Genomic DNA, 14326 nt, shown 5'->3' with positions numbered 1-14326 from the left:
ATTAGTTTTGTATGATTCCTTTATCGCACCAGGTTAGCTTCCTGACTTTCGTTTCGTTCAAAATACTGCGGTTGTTGCTCAAATTATCCGTTCCATGTAGCTCATGATAAAGATGGAACACAATTCCCGCAAATTTGATGGTACGCTTGCGTACACCGTTATTGATGAGGCGGCACACTAATTCATGATCTTCGCTTCCCCATCCGGTAATAGCTTCATTGTACCCATTGACTTTTAATAAATCCTCTTTCCAGAAAGCCATATTGCATCCTCTGGAATATGAAATATCCCATTGGCGATAATGCTGAAGTAGTGGGCTTAGCCAAGGCAAATGTACTCCGTTGATTGTGTTTTTAGTACCTTTGTCGTGAATAGAGATAATGCAGTTCCTTTCTGCCAGCATCTTTTTGGTTAAACCTTCCCGGATTAATACACGGCTACCGGTTACGAAACTGCCTTTTTTAGCAAAATGTACATGATCTTTGACGAAATCTTTGTGTAAGACGATATCCCCGTCAATTTGTATAATATATTCTTTAGATGCTTTCGCAATAGCTTTGTTACGGATGGAAGCCAGTCTGAAGCCTAGATCCTCATGCCAAACATGAATAATGGGGACTTCGGAAGAAGCAGCCAATTGATGAATTAGCTCTCCTGTATCTTCTTTAGAACCATCATCGGCAATGATAATTTCATCAGGAAGGAGAGATTGACGTAGCACGCTTTTAACGCATAATTCTAATGCGTCGCTTCTATTATAGGTGGATATAATTAGCGATGTACTTATGTTGCTCGCCATGGGTTTATTCATATAATTATTACTAAGTTAGTTAAATAGTTAAGGGGGCTTGCACTAAAATTCTACAAATGTATACATTTTATTTGGTTGTAACAAGCGTTAAAGGCTTTTTCAGGATAGCTACATCAAATTTTATGATTCTTTTTTTTGTTCTGGAATTAATAAGTCTACATGCAAGTTCGTTGTCTTTGCGGCTCTAGTAAGTCATCTCTTCATTATAACTATTGGCTTTGTATAAATCTTCTTTCCAAAAGACTATATTCATCCTCTTACATACAAAATATCATTATGATGATACTTCTCTTGTAAATGACTAAGAATGAAGAGATGCTTTTCCATGTTTTTAAGAAGTATAAGACTGTAAATTTTGTAAATGAAAATAATATTTTCTATGAACCTTCTTATAGTATATTATTTGTTGATAGTTTTTCCGCCTAAGTTTTGTCCTTTTTGTATTTATGACTTTTAATTAGATACTGAATGCTAAAAGGAAGTTTTAGGAATAAAAAACGTTTTATAGATTTGAATGTTAGTCGGGTTTCCAAAATAGGAGGGATACAGTTTTGAGAGAGCCTTGCTAATCCTTTTATTAAATCAACCCTTTTAATATTTGAGTACATCGCTGGTAGGTATCGATGATAAATTTCAAATAAATAATATAAGTTTATTTCTTTTTGAAGATGTTTGCTAAGGTTGTTGTCTGCTTGCATCAATCTCCTGATCTCACTAAAAACTATGGTAAGATCATTTAGATGCTTCAAGGTGTAGCCTTGTTCTATATTTGTAATAGAGTCTTCTCTCTTGCAATTATAAAGATAAGTTGTCCGGTTGGTTAGGCTAAATGATCTGGTATTTAGAGCGAGCATGGCATGCATTACTATGTCTTCGTGGTACACGTGTTCCAAAAAATGAATATGAAATTCTTTTAAAAAAGAAAGATTATATAATTTATTCCATGTAGTTACCCATATCTCATTTTTTTCTTCATAAAAGTATTGAGCCATACATAATTTACCTTTTCGTGTAATATTAGGATAGTTAGTAATTTTGAGTGAATTTTCATTCTCATCAATTTGATTGATTCCGGCTGCTACAAAGTCTACTTTCTCGTGTGAAATAATATTATATAAAGTTTCAATGCAATCAGGAACAATAGCATCGTCGCTATCCATAAAGTATAGATATTTCCCTTGAGCAGATTCAATTGCTGTGTTTCTTGTTCCTCCCAAACCAAGATTTTTTTTATGTGTAATTATACGGATGCAGTTACCTCTAGGATGTGTGCTTTTAAGTTGGTAGACTATATCCATGCTGTTATCATGCCCTAAATCGTCTACTATCAAAATCTCTAAGTTTTGATAGGTTTGGTTTAATGCAGATAATAAGGCACGTTCAATGTACTTTTCTACATTATAAATAGGCATTGAGAGAGTTATTAAGCACATACTTTTCTTCAATCATTAATAACAAAATAATATTAGGTGATTACAAAGTTACTTTAATATTTGTAATGATGAAAGTTATTTCGTTTTTTATTGATTTCTTATCCCGAGCTTGCCCTATATATAGAAAGAATAATTTCATTAGAATAAAACTTTGGATTATTTTCATTACCTTTGTTCAGAATATTGTGTTTGTCTAAATAATGGGACTGATGTAAATTCTGCAATTCCTCTATTGTTTAAGACTATTGTTCTTTAATTTAAATTTTAATAATATGATATATATTATTTGTTATGATTGGCCTTCAACATCTGGTAATCATACAGGAATGAGGTATCTTTATGAATATATTCAAAAAAGAAATCCTGAATTGTATAAAATGTATACTTTCAATATGGGTAGGCGTTTTTTGGATAAGGGAAAAAAGGGGAAGAAAATCTCTGTGCTTTTTACGGCACTTAAATTAGCAATGACATATAAATCAGGAGATAAGTTTGTTCTTACTGAATATTTACATAGAGATTCATATCAAATATTGTTTGCAAAAATAATACGCTTTATATGTCCTAAAGCACCTATATATGCTATGGTGCATCTTGTTCCTGAAAAATTGGAAAGGCGATATTCGAAAGCACAAATAAAGAAGAGTTCGCGATTTGTTACAGAAATTGTAACATTGGGAAGTAGTTTGACATGCTATCTCAATAATTTAGGAATAGAGAATGTTTATACTTCCTTTCATTATGTCGATAATAATTATTATACTCCTTCTGCAAATCTTTATAACAGAGGTGGTGATGTCAAGGTAATAGTAATGGGTGCTTTGGCACGTGACTTTGAACAGATTGCTTATATTGTTTCAAGACTTCCGCAAATTCATTTTTATATATGCAAAGGGCGGGAGAATATTGATTATTTGTTTTCAGGTTTAAAGAATGCAACATTGGTGGGGTATGTTCCGGAGGCGGAATTAAAGCATTATATGAATGATTCTGATATTTCATTAAATGTGATGAAGGATACTATTGGAAGTAATGTAATTTGTACTTCAATGGCAACAGGATTGGCGATGGTGGTTAGTGATGTTGGATCTATACGGGACTATTGCGATGAGACTAATGCATGTTTCTGTTCTTCTCCCGATGATTTTATAAAGAATATTATGATCTTAGCAAATGATCGAGAGTTGCTCAATTCGTTAAAAAAAATGTCTTTGAAAAAAGCACAGCAGTTTTCTATCGATAATTATTGTGTTAGCTTGTCATCTCTATTGAAGTAATTGAAGAGTATGGCCGTTTACAGTTATTATAGTAAAATTCTTAAAGGATATTGTTAGCAAGGGTATTCCTTAAATTCAAAAATATAAGGCAATTTATTTATTGCGAGTTAATTGCCTTTTTATTTTCTTCCCAACATGATGAACTAAAACTAGCAAAGATACATTTAGTGTGAGTTTTCTTAGAGCGTTGCATAAAAGTAAAAGGTCGTGTAAGCTAAAGTCGTTTTTTAGCGAATGCTGTAGGAATTTATATATATAACGTTTGATTGCTTTTTTGAATTTTCTTTCGTGAAGATGGGAATGGTAGTTTATACTAATCCATTCCATGAAAAGTATTGTTGCTCTAATCTTTTCTTTATTGAAATGAGTGGAGTTTGATATATTCTCTCCTTCAGCATTTCTCCAGCTGACAGGATTGCCTGGTAAAGATATGATTCCTCCTGTAAATTCTGCAAATTTAGCCCATGTTGCATCATCGGTGCACCAAGCCAAAGGGAATTTAATAAATCCTCCCGTTTGCTCCCATACTGTTCGGCTAAATACATACTCACAGGCGGCAGAACTAATTTTCCCAGATAATTTATCTAATAGGAATTCATATCCAGAAGTTAAATCGGTTTTAAAAGGAGGGTTTTTATACTTTAGTTTACCATACTCGTCAACGACTTCTAAAGGAAAACGGAATATATATTTTCCTTCAGAATGTTTTTGTGAGGCTCGAATTATACGTGCTACTCCGTCAAAGGGCATTAAGTCGTCATCTGAAAAAAGCCATATAAGTTCTTCTGCTGACAATAATATACATCGTTCCCAATGACCGGGTAGGTCTTTTTTGCCCATGTTTTGTTCAAAACGATGATATATAATGTCAAACTTGTTCTTGTAACGATCTACTATGGTCTCTAATGGGTAGGGACTTGCATCATCACCAATATATACGGTAAATTCGTGATTGTTTTGTTTAGCGATAGAATCAAGTGTTTCTTGCAAAAAACGTGGTTTATAAGCTGGTATAATAATTGCTAATTTTTTCATTTTTATTGCTATCAATTAGGTTTTGCAAATATACACATTCAGTTTGTTTAAATATTGTATTTGCAAACTTTTGTGATGGAAAACTATACTAGCAAGTTGCTGAATGCAAAATACCCCATAGAATTTTTTCTTTTGGCTTTTCAGTTATATATACGTATTGTTAATAATGATTAATTGCAAGCGTGAAATTCTGCTCTATTTGTAAACAATCTCTTTTTAGATACTTCCTATGGATATTATTCCTTATTTTTGCAAGTAGAAAATGAATATTCAAATATGGAATCTCAATACTCGGTAAGCGTTATCATCCCTGTTCATAATACAGCTCCGTATTTGCGACGTTGTATAGAGTCTGTACGTAATCAGACGTTGAAAGATATAGAAATCATATTAGTGGATAATTTGTCGACCGATGATTCCCCTTCTATTTGTGATGAATATGCTAATATTGATTCTAGAGTAAAAGTGTTGCATCTTGATGAGGCAGGTTTATCTATAGCTCGTAATGCAGGAATTGAAATAGCGACTGCTCCATATATTGGGTTTATAGATAGCGATGATTATATTGAACCGACAATGTATGAAAACATGTTGTCAGTCATGGTACAGAACAAAGTTTATATGGTATATTGCAACTTTTGCTTTGAGTATGAAGATGGCCGTATAGAACAAATGTATCCTAATACAGCTAATGTGTATGTACGTACTAGTCAAGATGTTCAGCGAGATATTATTTTTGAGAGAGTAAGTAGTTCAGCTTGTACTAAACTTTTTGATAAGATTTTTTTTGATTCTTATCGCTTTCCTGTAGGTATGTTTTTTGAGGATCATGCGACTATTTATCGCTGGATAAGTATTTGCGATAAAATAGTTTGGATTGATGCTGCTTATTATCATTATATACAGAGAGGTGATAGTATTTGCCATACAATCAATCCTATAAAACGTTATCATTATTTCTTGGCTGAATATTCAAGATTGGAGTTTGCAAAGGAGCGGCGGTTGTTTGAAGGTAGAGATTGGCTTGATGCCGTCAATGTGATTGTGGAAAATTGCTTTAATCATTTTCAAGGGTTTATGACGGATCCTAATCATCAGTCGTATCCTGTTGAAATTAAAGATATGAGGAACAAGTTGAGTAGATGGCGTTTTTTGTCAAGAAAAGAATTGTCTTCTAAATATTATAAACGATTACGTAAGATAACTTATTTTTGGCCAATTTATTATTGGACTCACTTTGCCAAGAAAAAGAATTAAAAAATGATATAATGGAAAAAGAATACCCTTTAGTTTCGGTTATTATTCCTGTTTATAATGCGCACAATTCGATAACTAAAACGTTGCAGAGTGTTATTAATCAAACGTATACTAATCTTGAAATTGTTGTAGTGAATGATGGAAGTACAGATGATAGTTTAGATATAATAAAGACGTATGCGGCTGAAGATCCCCGGATTGTTGTATTTAATAAACAAAACGAAGGATTAGTGCAGGCGCGTAAATCGGGTATAGATATTGCTACTGGCAAATATATCCAATATTTAGATAGTGATGATATTATGCATGAGGATGCAATAACTAGGCTGGTTGCTAAAGCAGAGGAAACGCAAGCGGATATGGTAGTGGCCCCTTTTATGTTTTGCTATGATGGAGAGTTTCATAAATCAACTTTTTTTGATTTTGTAGAGTTGTCAGGCGTGGAGTTTTTGAAAAATATTCTTTTAAAAAAGGCTTATTGGTGTGTATGGTCAAAATTTCATCTTCGATCATTATATCAGAATGAAATAGAAAGGCCAGATATATCATTTGGTGAAGATGTCGTTCTTTCCACACAATTATTGTTATACTTACAAAAAGTCGTTTCAGTTGATTATATAATTATTGACTATAATTTTACCAATACGTCAATGTCACATCCAGCAACTTTTGATGATAAAAAGTATGGAGACTTTGTGAATTATACAATATGGATTGAAAATTATATTGATAAAAAAGGGTTGAGGGAAGAGATGAAGGAAGCACTTGCTCATTTCCATCTTGAAAATGCCTTTAGAAGAATTTATTGGAAACGTTTTGCTGATATTAGGAAGGAAATGAAACGGCTTGTTAATGAAATGGAATCCTATCCTTGTTTAATAAACAACTTGTCAAAAAGAGAACGTAAGATTGTGAATGCTTATAGAGTATCAGGTTTCTGGGGAGATTTGAAACTTAGATATTATAATATGCGCCATAAACTGTAATGTGCTCAGATAAATTAAGGCGTTGAGAAATGAAGCATATATTGTTTATCGCTTATAATCTAGCTGGTTGGAGGATTTGAATCTGTTGCAGTATAGTTGGTAAAATAAGATATAAAGAAATGAGTATTATTAGAAGGTGGCAAAGAAGTTGTTATAAAAGAATGTTGAAGGCTCGCTTAGTTACTCCTAAGGTTGTAGTGTTGATGGATGGTGGTATTTGTTCTCAAATGCTCCAATATTTGTTGGGAGAATTTTTTAGAAAGCATGGATGTAAGGTTGTGTATGATCTATCCTTTTATAAGGAATGGGGAAGTGACATGGATTATAAATTTGCCCGCAATTTTGATTTGTTGAAAGTGTTTCCTTATTTGGGGCTGACAATTGCAACAGAGTTCGAAATCTCCTATTATAAGAGACATTTTTATTATGTTGGGAATAATACATCGGAATGGATAGATGATTTTTCATTTTTGGAAAAAAATCCCCCTATTTATTTAGGTGGATATTATCATTTGCCGATAAATATTTGGGTACCCGCATTTATGTCTACTTATAGAATCTCATCTGAAATATTTGATGAGGGTAGCAAAATGTTAATGTCAGAAATAAAACAGAATATCAATCCTGTAGCAGTGCATGTTCGACGGGGTGATTTAAGTGTTGAAGTTCGAGCGTATGGGAAGCCTGCTTCTTTGAGCTATTTTAAAAGGGCTGTTGATTATATGGAAAAAGAGACTGTTATGCCTTTTTTTTACTTTTTCTCAGATGAGCCGGAATGGGTGGCATCAGAACTTATTCCCTATCTTGAATTTGCAAATGAGAATTACAAGGTGGTGGATATAAATGGTTCAGATAAGGGGTATATGGATTTGTTTTTGATAGCTTATTGCAAACATCAGATAACAAGTAAAGGTACTTTGGGAAAGTATGGTGCTTTATTGAGAGATAGTGCAGATAAAATAGTGATTCTTTGTGATGATAAAGTTGAATATCAGTGGAAAGGAGTTTTCCATAATTCTGTATTTTTATAATAGAGAAAAATTGGATAACTAATCAGCCGATTTAAATTTTTGGCAGATTAGCTTAATCCTTTCCCATAAAGAGTTTTTTCTTCGCAATAATTCATGCCCGCCATATTGGGGGTTATTTTTGTCTCGAATGAGGATTATTGGTTCAAAAGGAAGGAGCCAACCTTCTGGGTATAGATATGCAGGGGACAATGTAATAGCTGGTGGATTATCTAAAAAGTATTTATTGATTAGAGATTCGTCGTGCCAAATTGGTATTATATGGTTTGTGGCATCTCTGTCAACCCATGAGCAAATTGTTGTGCAGAGTTTCAAGTAGGCCTTTGTACATCCACCTGAAAGCCCTCCAGCGTAATAATATCGACCTTCTCCCTCTGGGATATAGGCAGTAGAAGCATCTCTTCGCTCGTATGTAAATTCGGAGTTCGGTTTATTGTAGAATCCAGGGTGCATAGTTCCTAGTAATCCGTTACTATCTGATGGTGGTAGAATTTCTTTGCCAATAGGACTGGTGAATAAGAGATTGGCATTGAAGAAAAATAGATAGTCGGTTTCTCGCTCTAACTGTTCCTTGATACGAAGGAATATATGGAAACGTTTTAATGTGTTGTCAGGCCATCCTAAATTCTTTTGTTTGATCCGGTGAATATGTTTGTTGTTTTCTTCGTCATATAGTTTAGGACTATCAGTAAATACATAATACTCGATAATGAAAGATTGGTCTTGCATAAAATAACGTTCTGCGCTTAGATAAAAGTCTTTCCAAAAAATGTCATATTTGCCAGTACAGATATATAATATACCAATTCTCATTTTATTTATTGCTTTGATTCATATTATTGGCAAATATATAAAGATTTATTTTATATTATTTGTTTGAGGTGTTTTTATTTTCTGTGAATTACCGGTAGCAGGAGCTTTTTAAAAGTAAATTCTATTTATTTCTGGTCATGAGTGTCTTGCAAATGGGTAGTAAGCATTCGGTGAACCCCGTTTTTTCTATAGTTCTTACTCTGTATCTTTGCAAGTTTTTTCCAGTGCAAACATATAATATACCAATTCTCATGTTTATTGTTTTAATTTTAGACCTTCGGTTTTGTCCATTTGAGAGTGTTATTTATATTGATTATACTAAAAATAAAGCAGTAAGTAGTAGAATTGCTAATAGTATAGAGATACTTACGAATATTGAGTATAGACGTTTGTATTTTCTGTATTTTGGTTTATAGTCTGTTTTTTGTGCAAGGGCTATTAAAGGTTTTTTATATAGGTCAAGGATGTATTGTAAATGATAGCATAACCATTGGTCTTGTTTTTGACCTAGGTAATTAAAAAAGAGAATAAAATAGTATATATACCCTGCATAGCCTTGACTGTTATTGTCAAATATAGTCCGAAAGAATGATTCTCTGGTGTCAAATCCTGCTTCTTCGAGGTTGCTGCATGGTTTCATTCCATGAAAATGGATAAGCTTAGCATTCCCATTAATTCCCCAGTACGGTTTCCAGTTATATTCAATAGGTAAAATTTCCATGTCCTTGAAACACAGCTCGTTTAAGTACCCTTGATCAAAAAGTCCTGAAGTAGATCTTTGCCTTTTTTTCATCATCTCTACAAATTGCTGATATTTGATTCTCATTCCTTGGATGTTCATGACTAATATTCCAGCATTGAAATAACTCATTCTTTTTGTATCGCGTTCAAATTCGGGAGCAGCAGCTAAATAAGCAGGATGAGGTAGATCTTTCAGTAATATATCATCATTAAAGATTATGTCCATATCGGTGTATAATACATATTCGTCTTCTTTTTCTATTATAGGAATCTCCATTCTCATGAATGTGCCGAATATTCGACTATATTCTATATCTTTTCCTAGTTCTGTTTCCATCCATTCGTGAGAATATATTTCCATTAGTTCCTTTTTATATGGTAATTCATGGATGATGATCTCAACTTTAAAATCTTTTAGTAAGTTGTAAACAGGATCGCCAATTTTACCATCATATAGGCAAATTAATCGAAGAGATGTGTTTTTACGAGCACTAATTAAGGTTACCTTTAACATGTTAAAGTAATCTTTTCTGTTGACAATAGAGTCTGTCAAACAAATATAACATTTCATAATTTATAGAATATATAAAATAAATTATACTAATATGTTTCTCAAAGCTATCATAACTGTAAGTTATACAATAGTCCTTGCCAAACTGTTAGAATTGTATTGTATCTTACAAAAATAAGCAAAAAAAACTTTTACTAAGACGTTTTGATAAATAATTGTGATATGTTAGGATTTTCTTTCCTGAAGAATTGAATTCGAAGAGTTAAGGATGGATGATCTACATTCTATATTTATCTGTTAGCTTTGGAAGTCTGGAGTTTTTTATTTTTTTAAATCTAAGTTTGTCCTTACAGGATTTTATCCTTAGTTTTGTGAACTATTTTTTTATGAATTAGAGATATTCGTATAAAAGTATCTTAATATATAAAATTGATTTGAATAAATATGATTTCTATTATAATATGCAGTAGGTTTCAATCCATCTCTAAGGAATTGAAGGATAATATTGAGAATACGGTTGGGGTTGTTCATGAGATTATATGTATTGATAACAGTAAAAGTCAATATGATATATTTAGTGCTTATAACGAAGGGGTCAAAAGGAGCCAATATCCACTTCTATGTTTTATGCATGAAGATATTTTATATTACACTAGTGATTGGGGAAAGCTTCTGATAAATCATTTCAGAGATTTGAAAGTAGGGCTTATTGGAATTTCTGGACCACGTTTTATTAGTCAAATACCGGGTATTTGGTGGGGACCTGGAAGTACAGATGCAGGAAAGGATGCAATTTGCCAGTATTCTATTGACACTAATAGAGCTGATCCAACCATTACTTATAATACTTGCTTTAAACCCATTGCAGATGCGAATGCCATAGAAGTGGTAGCAGTGGATGGATGTTTTTTTTGCATGAGGAAATCTGTTTTTGATAAAATAAGATTTGATGAAATAAATTACAAAGGATTTCATTTTTATGATCTTGATATCTCATTGCAGGTTTATATGCTGGGACTGAAATCATTATGTGTATATGATATTCTAATAGAGCACATTAGTAATTCAAAGCTAGATAATGAATGGCTGACTAATGCACGAATATTTTTCACAAAATGGAAAAACTGTCTGCCGATAGTAAGTTATCCAGTGTCAGCAAAAGAAAGAAGAGTTTTAGAGAAGAACAATCTTCAAACTATGAATTATATTATTAATGAGAATAATCGAAAGCCTAGTCATTATTATAAATTCTCAGAGAAGCTATATTTATTGCGATACTGCTGTGATAAAAAAATGCTTCAGTCACTAATCTATTAGGTAAAATGTGTCACTTTATGTTGAGTGGAGCACGGCTTTTCATTTAAGAAATATTGTTTATCGCTTGTTATTGTAATAAAAATCCTTATATTCGTGTGCAGCGATGCGGAAGCATCGCCTTAGGCATTTCTTCTTATCGTTCATTTTTAATTTCTTTCTACTTTGTGAGTTGTACGTCCGGTAACTACATCAGAGGTCTCTGATTTTACAATAGGTGGTTATACCTTTGAAGTAGGTGGGAAGAATAAATCGCAGAAGCAGGTGCATGATGTGGAGAATGCGTATATCGTGAAAGATGATATTGAGTACGGGATGCGGAATGTGATTCCTCTTTGGACATTTGGTTTTTTATATTGAGATAATATGTATATTTGTACGATGTGAACTTAAACAGATTGAAATATGGGTGGCAAGATTTACCCTATTGGTATACAGAATTTTGAGAAACTCCGTAGAGGTGGCTATTTTTATATTGATAAAACGGCATTGATTTATCAATTGGTGAAAACCGGGAGTTACTATATCTTAAGTCGGCCGCGCCGTTTTGGCAAAAGTCTGCTTATTTCTACGCTTGAAGCTTACTTTCAAGGAAAGCAGGAACTCTTTGAAGGGCTGGCTATGGAGAAGCTGGAAAAAGATTGGGTAAAATATCCTATATTACATCTTGATCTTAATACGGAAAAATACGATACTCCGGAAAGTTTGGAGAATAAACTGAATGGGGCGTTGGTGGAATGGGAGAAGATATATGGCGAAGAGCCCTCGGATAAATCTTTAGCGATGCGTTTTGAGGGGATTATTAGGCGTGCCTGTCAGCAAGAGGGGCAAAGTGTGGTGATCCTAGTGGATGAGTATGATAAGCCGATGTTACAGGCTATTGGTGATGATGTTTTGCAAAAGAGTTTCCGCAATACATTGAAAGCCTTCTACGGCGCATTGAAAAGTCAGGATGGGTGTATCAAGTTTGCTTTGTTGACGGGAGTTACCAAGTTCGGTAAAGTCAGTGTGTTCAGTGATTTGAATAACCTGAATGACATTTCAATGTGGAATAAGTATATAGATATTTGTGGTGTGAGCGAACAGGAGCTATACGATAATCTGGATGCCGAACTTCATGAATTTGCCAATGTGCAGGGAGTGACGTATGAAGAGATATGTGCCAGGTTGAAAGAAATGTATGATGGCTATCATTTCACGCACAATTCCAAAGGAATGTACAATCCTTTCAGTCTGCTTTTAGCTTTTGATAGGAATGAGTTTAAAAGCTACTGGTTTGAAACAGGTACTCCCACTTATTTGGTGGAATTGCTGAAGAAACACCATTACGACCTTCATCGGATGGCCCATGAAGAAACCGATGAACAGGTACTGAACAGTATGGATTCTGAATCTACCAATCCTATTCCGGTGATTTATCAGAGCGGATATCTCACCATTAAGGGATATGATGAAGAATTTGGTATTTACCGTTTAGGTTTTCCTAATCGTGAAGTGGAGGAAGGATTTATCCGTTTTCTGCTTCCTTATTATGCGAACGTCAATAAAGTGGAATCTCCCTTTGAAATCCAAAAATTTGTTCGTGAGGTACGTGCTGGTGATTACGAATCTTTTTTCCGCCGTCTGCAAAGTTTCTTTTCGGATATTCCTTATGAACTAGCACGCGAATTGGAATTACATTATCAGAATGTACTATATATCGTGTGTAAACTGGTAGGCTTCTATGTAAAAGCGGAATATCATACGAGTGAGGGCCGTGTGGATATGGTATTGCAGACCGATAAATTTATCTACATCATGGAATTTAAATTGAATGGTACGGCGGAAGAAGCTTTGCGGCAGATAGAGGATAAACATTATGCTCGTCCGTTTGCAACGGATTCGCGGAAACTTTTCAAGATTGGCGTTAACTTTAGTGTTGAAACAAGAAATATAGAAAAGTGGTTGGTGGAGAATTGATGCGCCTCTGAAATGGATATAAAATATTCATTTCTCATGTTCTCATAAATATGACCTAAGTGTCAGATTGTTAATGGTGTAAGCTATGAGAAATGATTTTAAATTTAGTGTTTCTCATAGCTTTATTCACAAATAGACCTTAATTTGGCTTATTTCTCATACCCGTTGAAATCATTTCTCATAATGCCCCGGAGTTGGTACATAAATAGGCTGTGTGGGTTTACCTATATTCTGTAAGTTTCCTTGTGCCTTTAGACGACGAATCTGTCTGCTGGCCATGCTTTGGGTAAAACAACAGAGTGACTGCATATTACTACGGGTCAATACAGGATGGGTTGCAAAATAGGCAGTGAGTTTCTTGTCGATCTCTTCTTCTGAAAGAGAAGCCGAATGTGGCTTGTATTTCGAACGTCGTAAGTGACTACTCATACACAAACTCTTTAAATTCCTGTCAGCCTGGAAGTTAATGGATTTTAGTTTCACTTTATCTGCACGGGTGGTAAGCGAGTGCACGGGTTCGGTCGCTTGCAATGTAATCTGGAAATAGCCGATCCCATCCAGATGTACTCGTTCTCCTTCGCATAGGTGGTTGCCCATGCATCTGCTCAATTCCATTAGCATGGCTTCTACTTCCGCTTTTCCGAAAGTGGTTGCCATGTGGATTTCTCTTGCCAATTTTTGAGTAGTCACATGTTGAAAGTTGACTACCCGTGGATGATAACTAGGTTCTTCTCCTTCTTTCTCCGGTTGGGGATTCTTATAAAACTCGAATTGTATTGCCATCTTTGTTCTAATTTAATGGTTGTTTATATATTATGTAATTGATGCGCTTAGTGTATCTTGCCTTTATTCTTTTATTATTTAACTACCAGCTAGTTCGTTCCACTAGAGTGAACGGTTCTTTTCACTCTAGTAGACAGATCTTTCTACTCTAGTGAACCAGGGCAGACGCATTATATTTTTTACTATATTCTCCTTTGTTATTTCTTTGCTATACTACTGATTATTAATACACTATCATTTGTTTATATCGATTGTTTTTCTTATCTTTATAAGATATATTAAAACATAAACTAACATGAAAATTGGCATAATTGACCTTTGTAAACAAATAGAAGATCCTAGGATGAACCGCAAAAAAGTACATAAAATGGAAACTAT

Annotated in this window: 12 protein-coding genes and 1 pseudogene; 7 read left to right on the top strand and 6 right to left on the bottom strand. The window is 33.9% G+C overall.

Going from position 1 to position 14326, the window contains the following annotated elements:
- Position 1: 1 nt before the first annotated feature.
- Together N5O98_RS02310 and N5O98_RS02305 are read right to left on the bottom strand one after the other, a co-directional pair.
- The gene (locus tag N5O98_RS02310; RefSeq protein ID WP_004308029.1) at positions 2–811 is read right to left on the bottom strand and encodes a glycosyltransferase family 2 protein; all 810 of its coding nucleotides are present in this window, start codon (positions 809–811) and stop codon (positions 2–4) included.
- Positions 812–1233: 422 nt separating this feature from the next.
- Complete coding sequence (locus N5O98_RS02305) at positions 1234–2223, bottom strand: glycosyltransferase family 2 protein (RefSeq protein WP_004298291.1); 990 nt, start codon at positions 2221–2223, stop codon at positions 1234–1236.
- 293 nt (positions 2224–2516) lie between these two features.
- On the opposite strand from N5O98_RS02305, the gene N5O98_RS02300 reads away from it, so the two are divergent.
- On the top strand, positions 2517–3521 hold the full coding sequence (locus N5O98_RS02300) for a glycosyltransferase (protein ID WP_004308031.1): 1005 nt from the start codon (positions 2517–2519) through the stop codon (positions 3519–3521).
- 93 nt (positions 3522–3614) lie between these two features.
- Here N5O98_RS02300 and N5O98_RS02295 read toward each other — a convergent pair whose 3' ends face one another.
- Positions 3615–4556, bottom strand: coding sequence for a glycosyltransferase family 2 protein (locus N5O98_RS02295; RefSeq protein WP_004298289.1), 942 nt, complete (start codon positions 4554–4556; stop codon positions 3615–3617).
- Positions 4557–4832: 276 nt separating this feature from the next.
- On the opposite strand from N5O98_RS02295, the gene N5O98_RS02290 reads away from it, so the two are divergent.
- The 3 genes from N5O98_RS02290 to N5O98_RS02280 all read left to right on the top strand — a co-directional run bounded on the left by N5O98_RS02290 (position 4833) and on the right by N5O98_RS02280 (position 7830).
- Positions 4833–5813, top strand: coding sequence for a glycosyltransferase family 2 protein (locus tag N5O98_RS02290; RefSeq protein WP_004308032.1), 981 nt, complete (start codon positions 4833–4835; stop codon positions 5811–5813).
- Positions 5814–5824: 11 nt separating this feature from the next.
- Entirely contained in the window at positions 5825–6799 is a 975-nt protein-coding gene (locus tag N5O98_RS02285; RefSeq protein ID WP_004308033.1) for a glycosyltransferase family 2 protein, read from the top strand.
- Between the two features lie 119 nt (positions 6800–6918).
- Positions 6919–7830 carry an alpha-1,2-fucosyltransferase gene (locus N5O98_RS02280; protein ID WP_118161184.1) on the top strand — a complete coding sequence of 304 codons (912 nt, stop codon included), beginning with the start codon at positions 6919–6921 and terminating at the stop codon, positions 7828–7830.
- An 18-nt stretch (positions 7831–7848) separates the two neighbouring features.
- Here N5O98_RS02280 and N5O98_RS02275 read toward each other — a convergent pair whose 3' ends face one another.
- Positions 7849–8640 carry a family 6 glucosyltransferase gene (locus N5O98_RS02275; protein WP_008776080.1) on the bottom strand — a complete coding sequence of 264 codons (792 nt, stop codon included), beginning with the start codon at positions 8638–8640 and terminating at the stop codon, positions 7849–7851.
- A 313-nt stretch (positions 8641–8953) separates the two neighbouring features.
- Complete coding sequence (locus tag N5O98_RS02270) at positions 8954–9952, bottom strand: glycosyltransferase (RefSeq protein ID WP_004322484.1); 999 nt, start codon at positions 9950–9952, stop codon at positions 8954–8956.
- Between the two features lie 384 nt (positions 9953–10336).
- Between N5O98_RS02270 and N5O98_RS02265 the strand changes: the two genes are divergently transcribed.
- The 3 genes and pseudogenes from N5O98_RS02265 to N5O98_RS02260 all read left to right on the top strand — a co-directional run bounded on the left by N5O98_RS02265 (position 10337) and on the right by N5O98_RS02260 (position 13165).
- Positions 10337–11209 carry a glycosyltransferase gene (locus N5O98_RS02265; RefSeq protein WP_118161183.1) on the top strand — a complete coding sequence of 291 codons (873 nt, stop codon included), beginning with the start codon at positions 10337–10339 and terminating at the stop codon, positions 11207–11209.
- Between the two features lie 168 nt (positions 11210–11377).
- A pseudogene (locus tag N5O98_RS27465) lies at positions 11378–11566 on the top strand (ATP-binding protein); the annotation flags it as partial.
- A gap of 45 nt (positions 11567–11611) precedes the next feature.
- A complete protein-coding gene (locus N5O98_RS02260) occupies positions 11612–13165 on the top strand; it encodes an ATP-binding protein (RefSeq protein ID WP_004298280.1) in 1554 nt (517 codons plus the stop codon).
- Between the two features lie 171 nt (positions 13166–13336).
- On the opposite strand, the gene N5O98_RS02255 is transcribed toward N5O98_RS02260, so the two are convergent.
- Positions 13337–13948, bottom strand: coding sequence for an HU family DNA-binding protein (locus N5O98_RS02255; protein WP_004298279.1), 612 nt, complete (start codon positions 13946–13948; stop codon positions 13337–13339).
- Positions 13949–14326 lie beyond the last annotated feature (378 nt).

This window comes from Bacteroides sp. LFL-34, from assembly GCF_027257075.1.
GTDB lineage: Bacteria > Bacteroidota > Bacteroidia > Bacteroidales > Bacteroidaceae > Bacteroides > Bacteroides ovatus.
Note: the sequence above shows the minus strand (reverse complement) of the source record. Positions and strands in the feature narration are given on the sequence as shown.